The 17,332-nt window shown below is 74.3% G+C and carries 15 protein-coding genes; 3 read left to right on the top strand and 12 right to left on the bottom strand.

What is annotated here, in order from left to right; all coding sequences use genetic code 11:
- Nucleotides 1-21 precede the first annotated feature (21 nt).
- The 5 genes from ACGF5G_RS10200 to glyA all read right to left on the bottom strand — a co-directional run bounded on the left by ACGF5G_RS10200 (nucleotide 22) and on the right by glyA (nucleotide 3,288).
- On the bottom strand, nucleotides 22-258 hold the full coding sequence (locus tag ACGF5G_RS10200) for an ATP synthase F0 subunit C (RefSeq protein ID WP_357698819.1): 237 nt from the start codon (nucleotides 256-258) through the stop codon (nucleotides 22-24).
- 67 nt (nucleotides 259-325) lie between these two features.
- A complete protein-coding gene (atpB, locus tag ACGF5G_RS10205; RefSeq protein ID WP_393261022.1) occupies nucleotides 326-1,123 on the bottom strand; it encodes a F0F1 ATP synthase subunit A in 798 nt (265 codons plus the stop codon).
- Nucleotides 1,124-1,134: 11 nt separating this feature from the next.
- Nucleotides 1,135-1,371 (bottom strand): AtpZ/AtpI family protein, encoded by a 237-nt coding sequence (locus ACGF5G_RS10210; RefSeq protein ID WP_350703604.1) that lies wholly within the window; start codon nucleotides 1,369-1,371, stop codon nucleotides 1,135-1,137.
- A gap of 200 nt (nucleotides 1,372-1,571) precedes the next feature.
- A complete protein-coding gene (locus ACGF5G_RS10215; protein ID WP_393261025.1) occupies nucleotides 1,572-2,006 on the bottom strand; it encodes a hypothetical protein in 435 nt (144 codons plus the stop codon).
- Nucleotides 1,999-3,288: a serine hydroxymethyltransferase gene (gene glyA, locus ACGF5G_RS10220; protein WP_393261028.1), complete on the bottom strand. Its 1,290-nt coding sequence runs from the start codon at nucleotides 3,286-3,288 to the stop codon at nucleotides 1,999-2,001. Before glyA ends, ACGF5G_RS10215 begins: the two co-directional genes overlap by 8 nt.
- Before the next feature lie 35 nt (nucleotides 3,289-3,323).
- Here glyA and ACGF5G_RS10225 point away from each other — a divergent pair, with 35 nt between their 5' ends.
- Nucleotides 3,324-4,787 (top strand): SDR family oxidoreductase, encoded by a 1,464-nt coding sequence (locus ACGF5G_RS10225; RefSeq protein ID WP_393261031.1) that lies wholly within the window; start codon nucleotides 3,324-3,326, stop codon nucleotides 4,785-4,787.
- Between the two features lie 5 nt (nucleotides 4,788-4,792).
- Here the strand turns inward: ACGF5G_RS10225 and ACGF5G_RS10230 are convergent, their stop codons facing one another.
- The 4 genes from ACGF5G_RS10230 to prmC form a co-directional block, all read right to left on the bottom strand.
- Entirely contained in the window at nucleotides 4,793-6,904 is a 2,112-nt protein-coding gene (locus ACGF5G_RS10230) for a transglycosylase domain-containing protein (protein ID WP_393261033.1), read from the bottom strand.
- A 184-nt stretch (nucleotides 6,905-7,088) separates the two neighbouring features.
- A complete protein-coding gene (locus ACGF5G_RS10235; RefSeq protein ID WP_393261036.1) occupies nucleotides 7,089-7,700 on the bottom strand; it encodes a phosphotyrosine protein phosphatase in 612 nt (203 codons plus the stop codon).
- A complete protein-coding gene (locus tag ACGF5G_RS10240) occupies nucleotides 7,701-8,345 on the bottom strand; it encodes an L-threonylcarbamoyladenylate synthase (RefSeq protein WP_393261659.1) in 645 nt (214 codons plus the stop codon). It lies immediately after the preceding gene.
- On the bottom strand, nucleotides 8,345-9,322 hold the full coding sequence (prmC, locus tag ACGF5G_RS10245; protein WP_393261037.1) for a peptide chain release factor N(5)-glutamine methyltransferase: 978 nt from the start codon (nucleotides 9,320-9,322) through the stop codon (nucleotides 8,345-8,347). Before prmC ends, ACGF5G_RS10240 begins: the two co-directional genes overlap by 1 nt.
- Before the next feature lie 43 nt (nucleotides 9,323-9,365).
- Between prmC and ACGF5G_RS10250 the strand changes: the two genes are divergently transcribed.
- Nucleotides 9,366-10,916 carry a GGDEF domain-containing protein gene (locus tag ACGF5G_RS10250; protein WP_393261039.1) on the top strand — a complete coding sequence of 517 codons (1,551 nt, stop codon included), beginning with the start codon at nucleotides 9,366-9,368 and terminating at the stop codon, nucleotides 10,914-10,916.
- A gap of 30 nt (nucleotides 10,917-10,946) precedes the next feature.
- On the opposite strand, the gene prfA is transcribed toward ACGF5G_RS10250, so the two are convergent.
- Both prfA and rpmE read right to left on the bottom strand, forming a co-directional pair.
- On the bottom strand, nucleotides 10,947-12,035 hold the full coding sequence (gene prfA / locus ACGF5G_RS10255) for a peptide chain release factor 1 (RefSeq protein WP_393261041.1): 1,089 nt from the start codon (nucleotides 12,033-12,035) through the stop codon (nucleotides 10,947-10,949).
- 106 nt (nucleotides 12,036-12,141) lie between these two features.
- On the bottom strand, nucleotides 12,142-12,366 hold the full coding sequence (gene rpmE / locus ACGF5G_RS10260) for a 50S ribosomal protein L31 (protein WP_350686436.1): 225 nt from the start codon (nucleotides 12,364-12,366) through the stop codon (nucleotides 12,142-12,144).
- Nucleotides 12,367-12,665: 299 nt separating this feature from the next.
- Here rpmE and ACGF5G_RS10265 point away from each other — a divergent pair, with 299 nt between their 5' ends.
- The gene (locus ACGF5G_RS10265; RefSeq protein WP_393261043.1) at nucleotides 12,666-13,562 is read left to right on the top strand and encodes an AAA family ATPase; all 897 of its coding nucleotides are present in this window, start codon (nucleotides 12,666-12,668) and stop codon (nucleotides 13,560-13,562) included.
- A gap of 91 nt (nucleotides 13,563-13,653) precedes the next feature.
- Here ACGF5G_RS10265 and ACGF5G_RS10270 read toward each other — a convergent pair whose 3' ends face one another.
- On the bottom strand, nucleotides 13,654-17,097 hold the full coding sequence (locus tag ACGF5G_RS10270; protein ID WP_393261045.1) for a phosphodiester glycosidase family protein: 3,444 nt from the start codon (nucleotides 17,095-17,097) through the stop codon (nucleotides 13,654-13,656).
- Nucleotides 17,098-17,332: the final 235 nt, after the last annotated feature.

Raw genomic sequence — 17,332 nt, forward strand, 5'->3', positions numbered from 1 at the left:
CCCGGTCCGAGGGGGGCGGAATTACTGAATCGGGCCCTGCCAGATGAAGCCGAAGGCGATGCCCAGCAGCGCGAGCGCCTCGATGACGGCGAAGCCGATCCAGACGTACGGCAGGGTCATCCGGGACGACTCCGGCTGGCGGGCGGTCGACTGGATGTAGGCGGCGAAGACCAGGCCGACACCGATGCCCGGGCCGATGGCCGCGAGACCGTAGCCGATGGCGGCGGTGCTGCCCTCTACCGCGGCGTAGATGTCCATTAGTGGGTTCCTCCTGGTTATCACGCGTGACGGTCACGCGGGACGACAACTGTTGGTGCGAGGTGGATCAGTGCTCGTCGGCGAGCGCGCCCTGCACGTAGCTGGCGGTCAGCACGGTGAAGACGTAGGCCTGCAGGACGATCACCAGGAACTCGAGGAAGGTGAGCGCGACGGTCATCGCCCAGGACAGCACCGAGACCGGTGCGAGCCAGGCGTTGGCGTTGAGCATCGCGAAGCCGCCGAGCGTGAAGACCAGCAGGAGCATGTGGCCGGCGAACATGTTCGCGAAGAGACGCACGGCCAGCGAGAACGGCCGGACGAGGAAGGTCGAGAAGAACTCGATCGGGATCAGCAGCGGCAGGATGTACCAGGGCGCCGGCGGGATGAGCGAGTTCTTGATGAACTTCCCGGCGCCGTGGTGCTTGATGCCGGCGTAGATGAAGAGCACGTAGCTGATCACGGCGAGGAAGGCCGGGAAGGCGATGTGCGAGTTCGGCGAGATCTGGAACAGCGGCACGATCGCGAAGAAGTTGGTCAGCAGGATGAAGCAGAACAGCGTGGTGAAGTACGGCGCGAACCGCACACCCGCGTGCCCGATCATGTCGACCGCGATGTTGTTGCGCACGAAGCCGTAGATCGACTCGGCGAGCCACTGCTTCTTGGTCGGCACCAGCTGCGGCTTACGGTAGCTGGCCAGGAAGAAGATGATCAGGACGCCGACGGCGATCCAGACCATGGCCGTGATCTTGGTGAACCAGTAGGAGTCGTGCGCACCCCAGGGCAGGATGCTGGGCAGGTAGAAGTCCTCCACGCTGGGTGGGAATGCCGCCTGGCCCGCTGCCAGGACGTTCGCCTGTCCGAACACCGCGTCCCTTCCTAAGTAGGCGTGCCGAGTCGACGGACGACCAGGATGATCCCCCCGGCCATGCCGAGCACGACGCCGATCCCGGTGGCGATGCCGCCGGTGTCGAGCCACTGGTCGACCAGCCAGCCGATGAAGCCCCACACGAGCATGCCCGCGATCAGGTATGTGAGCGCGGTCCAACCCTGGCCGGCTCCGGTCGGAACGTCGTCCGGGCCGCCGCTGGGTCGGGGGGGTTGGTCACCAGCCATGACGGGGCGAACGATATCAGCCGGGAATACGAGGCTGTGCCTCGCCCCCCGCACAACCGTCGTTGTGTGGGCCGGTGGCGGGCAGCGTCGTCTGTGGGCACGCTACTCCCCTTCCGCCAGCGTGCAAATGACCGGTGGCGGACACATTTCCGCGCCGTCCGGGCCGTGGGCCACCACCGTGCCCGCCACCTGCGGCGGGCTCAGCGGGGACGGCGGGCGTGCACGGTGGTGAGCCACCAGATGTGCACGCCGGTCCAGACCACCACGCCGGCGGCGATGCCCAGGCAGAGCGGGATCAGCCCGGGCCAGCCGGTCGACGCCACGGCCACCATCACGACGCCCAGCAGGGTCATCTTGGCCGCGTACAGGCCGAGGCCGAACGGGAGCACGAGCTGCGGATTCACCGAGTCGGCCCAGGCCAGCACCACCGTGGTCAGGGTGTAGCTGACCGCCGTGACACCCACCCCGGCCGCCGCGCCCAGCGCCGCGTCCGCGCCGCCGGCCAGCGCCCCCGCCAGCGCGGCCACCGCGATCAGCAGGCCGCTGGCGGCCAGCAGGACCGGCAGGTGCCGCAGCCGCCAGCGCCGGCCGGCCGCCGCGGTCGCCGCCGGCTCGCGCACCCCGGGCTCAGCCACGGGGGTACGCCGGGAAGTCGGCGACCAGCGCGGTCACCTCGGACGCGATCCGGGTCAGCTCGTCGGCGCCCCCCGGCGCGGCGGGATCGGTGCGCACCGCGCGGGCGATCAGCCCGGCGATCCGGTGCATCTCGCCCTCCCGCATCCCCTGGGTGGTCACGCTCGGGGTGCCGACGCGGATACCCGACGCCACCATCGGCTTCTGCGGGTCGTACGGGACGGCGTTCTTGTTCAACGTGATGCCGGCGGCGTCGCAGCGGGCCTCGGCGTCCGCGCCCGTCACCCCGACCTCGCGCAGGTCGATCAGGGCGAGGTGGGTGTCGGTGCCCCCGGAGACCGGGCGCATGCCCTCGGCGGCCAGCCCGGCGGCGAGCGCCTGCGCGTTGCTCACCACCTGCGCCGCGTACGCCTGGAACTCGGGCTGGGCGGCCTCGCGCAGCGCGACGGCCTTGGCGGCGACGGCGTGCATCAGCGGCCCGCCCTGGGTGAACGGGAAGACCGCCTTGTCGATGCGCTGGGCCAGCGGCTCCCGGCAGAGGATCATGCCGCCCCGCGGCCCGCGCAGCACCTTGTGCGTGGTGAAGCAGACGACGTCGGCGTGCGGCACCGGCGACGGGACGGCCTTCCCCGCGACCAGCCCGACGAAGTGCGCCGCGTCCACCATCAGGTACGCCCCGACCTCGTCGGCGATCTCGCGGAACCGCGCGAAGTCGATCAGCCGGGGATAGGCCGTCGCGCCGCAAATGATCATCTTGGGGCGGTGGGCGAGGGCCAGGTCGCGCACCTCGTCGTAGTCGATCAGCTCGGTGTCCCGCCGCACCGTGTAGCCGACGGTGTGGAACCACTTGCCGGAGAAGTTCACCCGGCTGCCGTGGGTGAGGTGGCCGCCGTGCGGCAGGTCCATGGCGAGCACCGTGTCCCCCGGCTGCACCAGCGCGGCGTAGGCGGCCAGGTTGGCGCTCGCCCCGGAGTGCGGCTGGAGGTTGGCGTGCTCGGCGCCGAACAGCTCCTTCGCCCGGGCGATGCCGATCTCCTCGGCCCGGTCGACCTCGGCGCAGCCGCCGTAGTAGCGCCGGCCCGGGTAGCCCTCGGCGTACTTGTTGGTCAGCGTCGAGCCGAGCGCCGCCAGCACCGCCGGCGAGGTGAGGTTCTCGCTGGCGATCAGCTGGAGGCCGCCCCGGAGCCGGTCCAGCTCGCCCAGCACCACCCCGGCGATCTCCGGGTCCGTCGCGCGGAGCTGATCGAAGTCCGGCCCCCAGAAGGTGCCCGTCTCAGTAGCCACAGCGCCAGAGTCTATTGGGCGGCACACTGGAAGCCGTGAGATGCCTGGTCACCGGAGCCACGGGTTACATCGGCGGGCGGCTCGCGCCCCGGCTGCTGGCCGAGGGGCACACGGTGCGCTGCCTCGCCCGCAGGGCCGGCCGGCTGCGGGACGTGCCCTGGGCGGAGCGCGCCGAGATCGCCGAGGGCGACCTGCGCAGGCCGGAGACCCTGGCGGCCGCGTTCGAGGGCGTGGACGTCGCGTACTACCTGGTGCACTCGCTCGGGCAGGCCGGCTTCGAGGCCGCCGACCGGGAGGCCGCGGTCAACTTCGCCGCCGCGGCCCGCGCCGCGGGCGTACGCCGGATCGTCTACCTCGGCGGGCCGGAGCCGGCGGCGCACCGCGAGGTCCCGTCGGCGCACCTGCGCTCGCGGGCCGAGGTGGGACGCATCCTGCTGGACAGCGGGGTGCCGACGGCGGTGCTGCGGGCGGCGGTGATCATCGGGTCCGGCTCGGCCTCGTTCGAGATGCTGCGCCACCTGACCGAACGGCTGCCGGGCATGGTCACCCCGCGCTGGGTCCGCAACCGGATCCAGCCGATCGCCGTCCGGGACGTGCTGCGCTACCTGGTCGGCTGCGCGAGCCTGCCGCCGGAGGTGAACCGCGCCTTCGACGTCGGCGGGCCCGACGTCCTCACCTTCCAGGACATGGTGCAGCGCTACGCGCGGGTGGCCGGGCTGCGCCGCCGGATCATCGTGCCGGTGCGACCGCTGACCCCGTCGCTCTCCTCGTACTGGGTCGGGCTGGTCACCCCGGTGCCGAACGCGATCGCCCGGCCGCTGGTGGAGAGCCTGGTCCACGAGGCCGTCGCCCGCGAGCACGACATCGCCGCCCACGTCCCGGACCCGCCGGAGGGGCTGACCAGCTTCGACCAGGCGGTCGCGCTGGCCCTGGTCAAGGTGCGCGACGGCGAGGTGGAGACCCGCTGGTCGACGGCGAGCGGCCCGGACGCGCCCGCCGAGCCGCTGCCCAGCGACCCGGAGTGGTCCGGCGGCACCGCCTACACCGACGTACGGGAGCGGGTCGTGCACGCGCCGCCGGAGGCCCTGTGGCGGGTCGTCGAGGGCGTCGGCGGGGAGCACGGCTGGTACTCGTTCCCGCTGGCCTGGTCCGCCCGGGGCTGGCTGGACCGGCTGGTGGGCGGCGTGGGGCTGCGCCGGGGCCGGCGCGACCCGCACCGCCTGCGGGTCGGCGAGGCGCTGGACTTCTGGCGGGTGGAGGAGATCGTCCCGGGCGAGCTGCTGCGGCTGCGCGCCGAGATGCGGCTGCCCGGCCGGGCCTGGCTGGAGATGCGGGTGGCCCCGCTCGACGGCGGCCGCAGCCGCTACCACCAGCGGGCGGTGTTCCTGCCCCGCGGCCTGGCCGGGCACGCGTACTGGGGGGCGGTGGCGCCCTTCCACGCGGTGGTCTTCGGCGGGATGGCCCGCAACATCGCCCGGGGCGCCGAGCAGACCCCCTGAGTGGGTCAGTTGCCCGTGCGGGCGCCGGTGTGCCGGAAGGCGGTCGCCTCGCTGGGCGGCACGAAGTCCCGGACCGGCTGGTCGCGCAGGGCGAAGGAGAGCACCTCGCCCACCGCCTCGACCAGCTGCCCCTGCACCCGCTGGCCGACCGCGTCGCGCGGGTCGTCGGGGTTGGTGGCGATCGAGGCGACCACCAGTTGCGGGGTGAAGGCGACCACGGTCTCGGTCGCGTACCCGTCCGAGCTGCCGGTCTTGCCGGCCACCGGGCGGCCGACTTGCCGGCGCAGCCCCTCGGCGGTGCCGCGGTCGCACTCCCGGTACATCGACTGGTCGCCGACCGGGCAGCGGGCGGCGTCGGCCGCCGCCCGGGCCACGTCCGTGTCGACCGCCTGCCGGCAGTCCGGCCGCGCGGCGGCCACCGGCCGGCCCGCCGCGTCGGTCACCGAGACGACGGGCAGCGGCGCGCACCACGTCCCCTCGGCCGCCACCGCCGCGTACGCGCCGGCGAGGTCGAGCGGGGTGGTGGCGGAGACGCCGAGGGTGAACGGCCCCCACTCGCGCGCCCCGTGGCGGGCCAGCCGCGCGTCGTCCTCGGCCCGGAACACGATCCCGAGCCGCTCGGCCATCTCCACCACCCGGTCCGCGCCGACCCGCTCGGCCAGCCAGGCGAAGTAGGTGTTGACCGAGTTGCCGAACGCCGTCCACATGGTGTGTTCGCCGTCCATGTCGCTGTTGGCGTTCTGGGGGCACCAGTACCCGTCGCAGCTAGCCGCCCCGGTCGCCCGGAACTCGGTCACGATCCGCTCCGGCGCGTCGAACTCCGTGTCCAGCGGCAGCCCGGACTCCAGCGCGGCCAGCATGGTGAAGATCTTGAACGTCGAGCCGGCCTGGTAGCCGTCGATCGCCCCGCCCCCGGCGACCAACTGGTTGACCGTGTTCGGGTGGTTCTTCTGCCCGGCCGGGTTGCCGGCCACGCTGTAGTTCCGGTTCACCGCCATGGCGAGCACCCGGCCCGTGCCGGGCTGGACCACCGCCGTCGGCGCCGCCCGGCGGTCGTCCAGGGAGTAGATCCGGCGGACCTGCTCGGTGGCGGCGCGCTGCACGGCCGGGTCCAGCGAGGAGACGATGGAGAAGCCGCCCCGACGCAGCGTGAGCTGCCGCTCGTCGACCGTCGCGCCGAACGCCTGCTGGGCGTTCCACCAGCGGGTGAACCAGTCGCAGAAGAAGCCCCAGTCGGCGTGCTCCTCCGGCACCGCCGTGCAGTCGTTCGGGGTCTGGCTGGGGCGCAGGTGCAACTGCTCGGCCCGGGCCAGGTCCGCCGCCGCGGCCGGGACCTGCCCCGACTCGACCAGCCGGTCCAGCACGTACGCCCGGCGGGCGAGCGCCGCGTCCGCGTCGCCGTTGATCGGGTCGTCGGTGTGCGGGGAGCGGACCAGCCCGGCCAGCAGCGCTGCCTCGGCCAGGGTGAGATCCGCCGGCGCCTTGGAGAAGTAGCGCTTGCTCGCGGCGGCCACCCCGTACGCCCCGGCCCCGAAGTAGGCGATGTTGAGGTAGCGGGCGAGGATCTCGTCCTTGGTCAGCTCCCGCTCCAGGGCCAGCGCGTACCGCATCTCCTGGATCTTGCGGGCGGTGGTGAGTTCGGTGGCGGCGGCGCGCTGCCGCTCGCTGAGCCGGGGGTCGTTGCTGAGCACGTTGCGGACGTACTGCATGGTCAGCGTGGACGCGCCCTGCCGGGTCTCCCCGCTGCCCTGGTTGACCGTGAAGGCCCGCACCGCGCCGCGCAGGTCGACCCCGCTGTGCTCGTGGAACCGGACGTCCTCGGCGGCGACGATCGCCTGCCGCATCACCGGCGCGACCTCGGCCAGCGGCACGTCCACCCGGTCCTCCTGGTAGAAGGAGGTGATCAGGGTGGTGCCGTCGTTGGCGTAGAGGTTCGACCGCTGGGCCGTCGGCGGCGTGCGCAACGTGTTGGGCAGCTCCGAGTACGGCGCGGCGAGCGCCGAGAACCCGATGCCGAACACCAGCGCGGTCGGTAGGGCCGCCGCCGCGAGCGCCACGCCGGCGAGCACGCCGGCGAGCAGCACGGTGAACAGTCTTTCGAGGTGTGCCCGGGTCATCAGCTCTCCCCGCAGGAGCCGGTCAGGACCCACCCAGAATGACCTGAAAGGCCCTCTCCACCGCCCCTTTCCCCCAAACCCGCAGAAAACTCACGCGCGAGGGTAACTCCGGCGAATTACGGCACGAGTCCGGCGGCGCGGGTGGACGGCCACGGCGGGAGCCTGCCCGGAGCGCGGCGGGCGGTTACGGCAGGAGCGCGGCGGCGAGGGGGTGGACGGTCTCCTCGATCTCGTCGGCCACCCGGCTGAAGCACTGGTCGCCGCGCCCCCACGGGTCGTCGAGATCGTCGGTGGGCAGGGCGGTGGTGCCCTCCCGGGCGGCGTGGGCGGCCGCCACCAGCGCCACGCCGCGCGCGTACACCCCCTCCGGGGTGGCCTCGGCCGGGGGCAGCCCGGCCGCGTCCACCGCGGCGAGCAGCCGGCCGAACTCGCCCAGCACGAAGGTGCGCGCCGCGGCGTCGGGACGCAGCGCCACCACGTACTCCTGCTGGTCTGCGGTGGCGGTGAGCACGAGGTCGGCGGCGTCGATGTGGTCCGAGCGGAGCTTGCGGGCGGCGAAGCCGTCGGTGCTGCCGCCCCGGGTGGTGACCTGGCGGGCGGCCGGCGGGTTCATCTCCTCACCGGCGTGCCAGCCGCCGGTGCCCGCGCTGTGGCTGTGCACCAGCTCGTCGGCGCGGCCCGGGTCGGCCTCCCGCCGGGCCAGCCGCTCCCGGACGGCGAGGGCCAGCAGCCGCTCGGCCATCGGGGACCGGCAGATGTTGCCCATGCAGACGTGCAACACGGTGAACGGCGGCACTCAGACCCCCTGGCCGACGAGGATGGCCGGCACCACGTCACGCAGCTTCTCCAGCGGGACGGCGCCCTGGCGGAGGACCTGCGGCACCTCGCCGGTGAGGTCGACGATGGTGCTCGGCACCGGGTCCGGGCAGGGCCCCGCCTCCAGGTACGCCCGCACCGAGTAGGCGAGCTGGTCGCGGGCCTGCTCGGCGGTGAGCGCGGCCGGCTGGCCGGTCTTGTTGGCCGAGGCGACCGCCATCGGGCCGGTCTCGCGCAGCACCTCCAGCGCCACCGGGTGCAGCGGCATCCGCACCGCCACCGTCCCGGACGTGTCGCCGAGGTCCCAGCGCAGGCTCGGTGAGTGCTCGACGACGATGGTCAGCGCGCCGGGCCAGAACGCCTCCACCAGGTCCCGCGCGGCCTGGGGCAGCGAGTAGACCAGGCCGTCGAGGGTGTGCCGGGAGCCGATCAGCACCGGCGGCGGCACGTGCCGGCCGCCCTTGGCGTCCAGCAGGGCCTTGACCGCGTACGGGGTGAACGCGTCCGCGCCGATCCCGTAGACCGTGTCCGTCGGCAGGACGACGAGTTCGCCGTTCTTGACCGCCTCGATGGCCGCAGCGATGCCGCGGTCCCGGTCGGCGGGCGACCGGCAGTCGTAGAGCATCACGAGGAGTCAGTCTGCCACGCCGGGTGGACGGCGGCGTGCGGGCCGTCCGCCCGGCGGGACGCGGTGGCGAAGCGGGGCCGCCCGACCAGGTCCGGGTGGTCGGCCACCGCCTCGAACCGACCGTCCGCCGCCAGCAGGTCGGGCACCGCCGTGCCGTGCGTGTCGTCGTGCTCGACGCCGAGCGCCCCGCCGGGGCGCAGCAGGGCCGCCGCCCGCGCGACCACCGGGCGGATCACCGCCAGGCCGTCCGCCCCGCCGAAGACCGCGCTGGCCGGATCGTGCCGGCCCACCTCCGGCGGCACCGGCACGTCGGAGGGCACGTACGGCGGGTTGCAGAGCAGCACGTCGACCCGGCCGACGAGGTCGGCCAGCAGGTCCGGGGCGGTGACGTCCGCCGCCACCACCTCGATCGGCCGGTCCCCCGCCGCCGCCCGGGTCGCCGCGTTCCGCCGCAGCCAGGGCAGCGCGTCGGCCGAGCGTTCCACCGCCACCACCCGGGCGGCCGGCACCTCCTGGGCGACCGACAGGGCGATCGCGCCGGAGCCGCTGCACAGGTCCACCACCACCGGGGCGGCCAGGCGCCCGGCCCGCGCGATCCCCCAGCCGGCGAGCAGCTCGGTCTCGGGCCGCGGCACGAAGACACCCGGCCCGACGGCCAACTCCAGGTGCCGGAAGCCGGCGACGCCGGTGAGGTGCTGCAACGGCTCCCGGTCGGCCCGCCGGGCGACCAGCCCGTCGAACCGGTCGAGCTGGTCGGCGGTGAGGTCGTCGGCCAGCGCGAGCCGCCCCCGGGGCACCCCCAGCACGTACGCGGCCAACTGCTCCGCCTCGGCGCGGGCCGCCTCGACGCCGGCCTCGGCCAGCGCCCGGGCCGCCCGGGACACCGCCACGGAAGGGCGTTGTCGTCTCGTCCCTTCGGACGGCTGTTGCGGCGCGGTCGTCACGAGATAATCATGAGGCGTCGCGCCGGACATCACGAGCGGATGCGTCCGGGCGCACACCGACAGGAGGTCGCGGGTGGGTTGGCTCGACCGGGTCACCGACCAGGTTGACGCCCTCACGCGGTCGCGGGCGTTGCAGGAGTCCAGCCGTTCCGCCGAGGCGTACGCGATCCTCGACCGCGTCATCGGCACCACCACCGACCCGTACGCGCGGGCCGACGCCCTGGTGCAGCGCCTCTCGGCGGTGATCAACCTGGGCCGGACGGCCGAATACACGCGGGCGGTCGAGGAGGCCTCCACCGCGGTCCGCGACCTCGCCGAGCCCTACCTGCACGGGCACCTCAACGCGCTGGCCGCGCTCGCCGCGCACCACCAGGGCGCGCTGGACCGCTGCGTCACGCACCTGGTCAAGGCCGCCCGGGCGCTGGGCGCGGTGCCGGATCCCGACCGGGACACCGCGTGGGGCTGGCACGACCTCGCGATGGCCTACTCCTACCTCAGCTTCCACGGCTACGCCCTCGGCGCCATCGAGCGGGCCCGGCAGCTCGGGACGGCCGCCGGGATCCCGCCGGAGACGTTCGCCGCGCCCGGCATCCGGCTGCGCAACGCGGTGGCGCTGGACCACAACGGCGACAGCGACGGCTGCCTGCGGGTGCTGCGGGACGTCGCCGCCGACCTGGACCGGTTCCTGCGCAGCGGCCGGGCCGGGAGGCTGCGCCCGAGCAGCCTGGCCGCGTACGGCTACGCCGCCGCCCGGCGGGGGGCCCTGGGCGACCGGCTGGAGGTCGGCACGGACGCCGCCCCGGCGCGGCTGCTCGGCCACGGCGGGGACAGCGCCCGGGCCCGGGACATGCGCCAGCTCGGCCAGGTCTGCCTCGCCGTCGCCGAGGGCCGGCCGATCGAGGCGGTCACCCGGCTGGACACCGTCCAGGTCTCCAGCGAGACGTTGGGCGCGGCCGAGCCGGCGCGGCTGCGCAGCATCGCCCTGGCCCGCTCCGGCGACCACGCGGCGGCCCACCGGGCCGACCGGCTGGCGTTCCGGCTGGCCGCCCAGCGCAACGACCGGCTCCGGGACGTCTACATCGACGGCATCGCCGCCCGCATCGACCACGAGGAGATGCGCCGCGAGGCGGCCCGCTTCGAGGGCGAGGCGCTGACCGACCCGCTGACCGGGCTGCCCAACCGGCGCCGGCTGGAGCGCTACATCGCCACGGTGGTCGCCGGCGGCGACCGGGTGGTGATCGGCGTCTGCGACCTGGACGGCTTCAAGGCGGTCAACACCCGGCACGGGCACCACTCCGGCGACCTGGTGCTCCAGCGCGTCGCCGGGGTGATCAACCGGGTGATGCGCCGGGGCGACTTCGTGGCCCGCTACGGGGGCGACGAGTTCGTGGTGGTGCTCCCCCACGCCGGGATGGCCGAGGCGGCCGAGGTGGGCCGCCGGATCGACGCCGCGGTGCGGGCGGAGGACTGGGAGTCGCTGGTGCCCGGCACGCCGGTCGGGGTCAGCGTCGGCTTCGCGGAGGTGGGCGCCACCGGCCCCGGCCTGCGCGACGCCCTCAGCGCCGCCTTCGAGGCGGCCGACCGCGAGATGCTCCGCGCGAAGACCCGCCCCCGCGCCTCCTGACCCCCGCCTTCTCATCGGCCGGCCGGCGGGTCAGCGGCGGGTCAGCTCCGTGTCGCCGGCCAGGCGGGCGGCGCGGTCGGCCTCCGCCAGGGCGTCGAGGACGCCGTCCAGGTCCCCGGCGAGGGACAGGTCCAGGTTGTACGCGGTGTAGCCGATCCGGTGGTCGGTGATCCGGTTCTGCGGGAAGTTGTAGGTGCGGATCCGCTCCGAGCGGTCCACGGTACGCACCTGTGCCTTGCGGGCGTCCGAGGCGGCCGCGTCGGCCTGCTCCTGGGCCGCCGCCAGCAGCCGGGCGCGCAGGATCCGCATCGCCTGCTCCCGGTTCTGCAACTGGGACTTCTCGTTCTGGCAGGAGACCACGATGCCGGTCGGGACGTGGGTGATCCGCACCGCCGAGTCGGTCGTGTTCACCGACTGGCCGCCCGGACCCGACGAGCGGAACACGTCGATCCGCAGGTCGTTCGGGTCGATGGTGACGTCGACGTCCTCGGCCTCGGGCAGCACCAGCACGCCGGCGGCGCTGGTGTGGATCCGGCCCTGCGACTCGGTAACCGGGACGCGCTGCACCCGGTGCACGCCGCCCTCCCACTTGAGCCGGGACCAGACGCCGTTGCCGCCCTCGGGCACGCCCTTGGTCTTGATCGCCAGCGAGACGTCCTTCACCCCGCCGAGGTCCGAGTCCTGGGCGTCGATCACCTCGGTGAGCCAGCCGCGCCGCTCGGCGTACCGGGTGTACATCCGCAGCAGGTCGCCGGCGAAGAGCGCGGACTCCTCGCCGCCCTCGCCGGCCTTGATCTCGACGATCACGTCCTTGGCGTCGTGCGGGTCGCGCGGGATCAGCAGCTCGGCCAGCCGCTCCTCGAGCGCCGGTAGGGTCGCCGCGATCGACTCCGCCTCGGTGGCGAAGGACGGGTCCTCGGCGGCCAACTCCCGGGCGGCGGCGAGGTCGGCACGGGCCTGCTCCAGCTCCCCGGCCGCCTTGTGCAGCGGGACCAGCTCGGCGTACCGACGGCCGACCCGGCGGGCGGTGCCCTGGTCGGCGTGGATGGCCGGGTCCGCCAGCCGCTTCTCCAGCTCGGCGTACTCGTCGAGGAGGGCGGCCAGGCGCTCGCTGCTCATGCGGGGGAAGCTCCTTCGACGACGGCGGGACGGGAGGCGGAACCGGGGCGGATACGGACGACGCCCGCGACCGGCACGAAACCGGGCGCGGGCGCCGAACGAGGAGTTACTTGGCCTTCTTGGCCTGAACCTTGGCGTACTTCTGCTGGAACTTCGCGACCCGCCCGGCGGTGTCCAGGACGCGCTGCTTGCCCGTGTAGAACGGGTGGCAGGCGCTGCAGGTCTCGACGTGGATCGAGCCGCCCTTGGCGGTGCTGCGGGTGCTGAAGGTGTTGCCGCAGGAGCAGGTGACCTCGGTGGTCACGTACTCCGGGTGGATGTTGGGCTTCATGTCGCCTCGGTCCTTTCGTGGATGGTCGCCGGGTCGCCGTCGGTGTCCGTCGCCTCGTGCGCGACGGGCTCGGGCGTGAACCGGAACCGGTGGCCGATTGACCAGTGTGCCATGGGCCGGCGCCGGCCCGGCAATCGGGCCGCACGGCTGGTCCGGCATCGACAACGCGCGCCTCGTCTCCCGCATTCCCGCCGCCTGGCCGGGCATTCACCCCGGCACGGCCGCCCGCCGGTCGTGCCCCGACCGGGGTACGGCGGCGACGTGCCGCCGGCCACCGAGACGTACGACACGGAGGAGCCATGGCCCGCCTGATCGCCACCCGGGGACTCCCCGCCTCCGGCAAGACCACGTTCGCCCGGACGCTGCAACCGTCCGTGGTCCGGGTCAACCGGGACGACCTGCGCCGGATGCTGCACGGCGAGCGGCTGTTCACCCAGTGGGCGGAGTGGCAGGTCACCGTCGTGCAGCGGGCGCAGGTCGAGGCGCTGCTGCGGGCCCGGGCGGACGTCTGCGTCGACGACACCAACCTGCGGTCGCGGACCCTGCGGGACTGGGCCGACCTGGCCGCCCGGCACGGCGCCGAGTTCGAGGTGCACGACTTCACCGACGTGCCGCTGGCGGAGTGCCTGCGCCGCGACGCCGCCCGCCCGGAGGCCGACCGGGTCGGCGAGGCGTGGATCCGCCGGCTGCACGAGCGCTACCTGGCGGGGCGCGCGCTGCCGCTGCCGGTGCCGCAGGCCCGGACGGGGCGGCCGGCCACGGTGCACGCCCCGTCGACCGAGCCACCGGAGATCGTGCTGGTCGACATCGACGGGACGGTCGCGCTGAACGTCTCGCGCAGCCCGTACGACATGACCCGGGTTGACGAGGACGAGCCGAACCCGGCGGTGATCGCGGCGGTCCGGGCGATGCACGCGGCCGGGTACGGGGTGGTCTTCTGCTCGGGCCGCGACGCCACCGCCCGGCCCGCCACCGAGGCGTGGCTGGCCCGGCACGTCCGGGTCCCCTACCTCGACCTGCACCTGCGCGCCGTCGGCGACAACCGCAAGGACTCGGTGGTCAAGCAGGAGATCTACGAGCACGAGGTCAGGGACCGCTACCGGGTGGTCGGCGTCTTCGACGACCGCCAGCAGGTCGTACGGATGTGGCGCGCCCTCGGCCTCACCGTCTTCCAGGTCGCCGAGGGCGACTTCTGAGGCCCGCACCTATCGGTGCGGGCCTCAGATTGGCGTTAGGAAGGGCACCTTCCTATGCACCAGGCGATAGGAAGGTGCCCTTCCTTACACCTCAGGCGGCGGGGGTCAGGGTGACGGTCGCCTCGGCGTGGACGCCGTTGACGTCCACCGCCAGCGTGACCTGCGCGCCGGGGCGCAGGGCGGTGAGCGTGCCGGTGGCCGGGTCGAAGCGGGCCACGTGCCAGGGCTTCAGCCCGGCGGCCGAGCCGACGTGCAGGTTCGGCGAGGCGGACCAGTCCGCACTCACCGGGGCCGCCACCGGCACCGTACGCCCGCCCGGCTGGGTCACCGTGGCGGTGACCGTGGCCGGGGCGCCGACGGCGACGCTGGCCGGGGCGGCCAACGCGAGCCCGTCGACGTGCGCGTGGAACTCGGCGGCGACCCAGCTCGGGCCCTCGGCGAGCGGGTCCCGCCGGGCCCGGTCGGCCTCGGCGGCGCTCACCGGGTCCACCCCGAACTCGGTCCACCCGGTGAATCCGCCCTGGTCGGCCGGGGTGGACGGGTTCTTGCCCGAGTTGCCGTTGATCAGGTACGGCACCCCGTCGACCCGGTCGGCGTGGAACGTGCCGACGTGCCCGCCGACGAAGACCGCCCCCTTGCCGGTGCGGTGCTGGAAGTCGGCCAGCCACTGCTCCAACAGCGCGGCCTCCTTCCGGTCGCCGAGCTGGCTGGCCTTGGCGGGGCTCGGGTCGCGCGGCGGGTGGTGGTACAGCACCGCCACCGAGCCGACGGCGGGGTCGCCGGCCGCCGAGTCGAGCGCCTCGCGCAGCATCCGCACCTGGTCGAAGCCGCCGCCGCGCAGCGAGCCGGTCGACGAGTTCAGCGTGACGAACCGGGTGCCCTTGTGGTCGAAGACCCGCTCGCTGTCGCCGAACGCGGCCCGGAAGTTGGCGATCGGGGCGCCCATGATCTCGTGGTTGCCGGGCACGTAGTAGTACGGCAGTTCCCCGCCGAGCTCCTCGTCCAGCACCCGCTTCGCCAGCGCGAAGTCGGCCGGGTACGCGGTGTCCACGAAGTCGCCGTTGATCACGAGGAAGTCCGGCTTCGCGGCCTTGACCTCGCGGAGCGTACGGCGGGCCTGGGCGACCAGGTCGCTGTCCGGGTCCGCCGCGACGAACTGCGCGTCGGACATGACCGCGAAGCGCCAGGGCGCGCCGTCGACCGTGCCGTCGCGGAGCACCACTCGGTCGGTGCGCGGCGCCTCGGCCGGGGCGTCGACCGTCGGCGGCACCTTTGCCACCAGGTCGTCGATGACCACCTCGCTGCGGTACTGGGCAGCGGCGTTGGTCTCGGCCACGTAGAACCGGCGGATCCGCACCGGGTACTGCACCCCGGCGGGCACGGCGAACTCGACGTACTTCCAGCCCTTCCAGGTGATCAGTGGCCCGCGCAGGACGTGCTGGGTGTTCTGCGCGTCGTGCAGGTGCAGGCTGGGCCACTCCCCGGTGCCGTTGCCGTGGATCCACATGCCGAACGCCTGCGGCTGGCCGGCCACGTCGATCCAGGCCGGCGGGTCGGCGTACGCGGCCCGGGTGCCGGTGGACTGGCTGAAGTCGTACGTCATCTTCAGGCCGGTGCCGGTGCGCCCCGGCGCCGGGGCGACGGCACCGCTGGCCCGGGCCTGGCTGAACTTCCAGGCCGCCGCGTCGTCGAACGTGGCCACCGGGACGTCGGTGAGCCCGACGGTGACGGGCAGCACGGTGCTGCTGCCGCCCACGCGCACGGTGACCAGCGCCGAGCCGGTGTCCCGCAGCGCGGTGACGGCGAGGTTGCCGTCGGCGGTCGGGGTGATCTTGAGAAGGTCCCGGTCGTAGTCGAGCTTCAGGTCGGCGGGCTCGATCGGGGCGGTGTTGCCCTCCGCGTCGTAGCCGACCACGCCGAACAGCGCGCTGCCGTCGGTGCCGTCCAGGCCGATCCGGTCCACGGTGGAGTCGATCCGGGCCAGCGGGCCGAGGACGGTGAGGTCGAGGGTGCCGCTGGCCTCGCCCCGCCAGGCGGTGACGGTGGTCCGGCCCGGCGTCGCGGCCCGGAAGACACCGGACTCGTCGACCTTGCCGTGCACCGCCGGGTTGGCCCGCCACTCCGGCGCGCCGGCCGCCGGGCCGTACGTCTCGTCGTGGCCGGCGGCGGTGAGCCGGCGGGTCAGGCCGGGGAAGACCCGGTCGGGGCGACCGCCGCGCACCGGCGCGACGCCGGGTGCGCTGGTCGGGTCGCTGGCGGTCTCCAGCCAGTACCCGGTGAGCCGGCCGCTGCCCTGGGGCGCGTAGAGGGCCAGGCCGTTGGGCACCGCGCGCTCCGTGCCGTCGGAGGGGCTGTTCTCCACCTGCACGGCCGCCGCGCCCGGCTCCCGGGCGAGCAGCGTGGACGAGCCGCCGCCGTCGAGGTTGAGCGCGTGGTGGGCGCCGAGCTCGGCCATCATCCGGCCCATCTCGGTCTGGGTGACGCCGCGGCTGTCGACCTGGCGGCCGTCCACGGTCAGCAGGATCATGCGCCGGCCGTCGGCGGAGAAGCCGACCGACGTGCGCGGGGCCAGCGACGCGTCGGCGATGTTCTGCACCACGCCGTCCCGGACCAGCACGTTGCCGCCGCCGACCGCCGCGTGCAGGGTGCTGCCGTCGGCGGGCTTGGGCTGCCAGGCGACCATCACCGGGTCGCCGGGGCGCAGCCCGGCGAGGGCGTCCGCGCCGGCGTCGCGGCCGAGCAGCACGGTGGTGCCGGCCGGGATCGGCCCGCTGCCGGCCGTCGTGCCGACGGTGGCGACGCGGCCGTCGACCACCGTGACCTCCGTGACGCGGGCGGCGCCGGCGACCGCGCGTTCCCGGGTGTACGACCCCCAGAGCGCGGTGAACACGCCGATCCCGTTCGCCTGGATCATGTTGTTGAACTGGGTCAGCGGCACCGGGCCGGTGGGCAGCGTCGCGGTGCCGTCGAAGTTCACCTCGATCACCCGGCCGAGCCCCTCGGTGGTGATCGCGACGGCGTTGCGGTGCCCGCCGACCGCGGACTGGACCAGCTCGCCGTCGCGGATGCCGACGCCCTGGGCGGCGCCCGAGTTGTTGATGTCGAAGAAGTCGCCGTTGACCGCGGCGACCGCGCGGGAGGCGTCCACCGCGCGGCGCAGCGGCTCGGCCCGGCTGACCGCGCCGGAGTTCACGTAGTCGACGGTGACGCCGCCGGTGAGGTCGGCCGTGAGCGCGTCGGCGCGGAGCCAGCCGTCGGCGTCGTACCGGTCGAAGGAGGTGAGTTGGAGGCCCGGGGCGACCGGGCGGGTGGTCTTGGCGGTCTCCAGGCCGCCGGCCGGCTCGATGCCGCCGGAGAGCGTGACGGAGTCGGCGGGGTACGAGGAGGCGCGGGGGGCGTCCTCGGCCGCGGTGGCGGAGGGGTCGGTGGCCGGATCCGGCGCACCGGCGGTCGCCGGCACGGTGCCGGCCATGGTGAGCAGCGGCGTCAACAGCAGGACGCCGGCAAGACGGGCAGATCGTCTGCGGGTACGCATGGGCCACAGTCAACCGGACTGTGAATAGAAGTTTCAATACCTGTCAACCAAACCGAAGGAAAACTCCACCCTTCGCTGCCCGGTCCGCAGCAACCGCGCCGCCGGCGTCGGTGGGGTGGTGGAACGCGCTGTCGAGCTGCCCCGTCCATGCGACCAGCCGGAGCCGTTCCCCGCCCCGTCCGGCGAGGGCGGCTCGACCGCGCGCACTGCCGCCAGGCCCAGGCTCGACACCGCC

It is taken from the genome of Micromonospora sp. NPDC047730 (assembly GCF_043204765.1).
Taxonomy (GTDB): Bacteria; Actinomycetota; Actinomycetes; order Mycobacteriales; family Micromonosporaceae; genus Micromonospora.

Excerpts from the sequence above, each read along its gene's own strand:
- ACGF5G_RS10200 (WP_357698819.1), bottom strand. The coding sequence starts at position 258 with ATGGACATCTACGCCGCGGTAGAGGGCAGCACCGCCGCCATCGGCTAC.
- ACGF5G_RS10210 (WP_350703604.1), bottom strand. The coding sequence starts at position 1,371 with ATGGCTGGTGACCAACCCCCCCGACCCAGCGGCGGCCCGGACGACGTT.
- ACGF5G_RS10230 (WP_393261033.1), bottom strand. The coding sequence starts at position 6,904 with ATGACCCGGGCACACCTCGAAAGACTGTTCACCGTGCTGCTCGCCGGC.
- ACGF5G_RS10240 (WP_393261659.1), bottom strand. The coding sequence starts at position 8,345 with ATGCTCTACGACTGCCGGTCGCCCGCCGACCGGGACCGCGGCATCGCT.
- prmC (WP_393261037.1), bottom strand. The coding sequence starts at position 9,322 with ATGTCCGGCGCGACGCCTCATGATTATCTCGTGACGACCGCGCCGCAA.
- prfA (WP_393261041.1), bottom strand. The coding sequence starts at position 12,035 with ATGAGCAGCGAGCGCCTGGCCGCCCTCCTCGACGAGTACGCCGAGCTG.
- rpmE (WP_350686436.1), bottom strand. The coding sequence starts at position 12,366 with ATGAAGCCCAACATCCACCCGGAGTACGTGACCACCGAGGTCACCTGC.
- ACGF5G_RS10265 (WP_393261043.1), top strand. The coding sequence starts at position 12,666 with ATGGCCCGCCTGATCGCCACCCGGGGACTCCCCGCCTCCGGCAAGACC.
- ACGF5G_RS10270 (WP_393261045.1), bottom strand. The coding sequence starts at position 17,097 with ATGCGTACCCGCAGACGATCTGCCCGTCTTGCCGGCGTCCTGCTGTTG.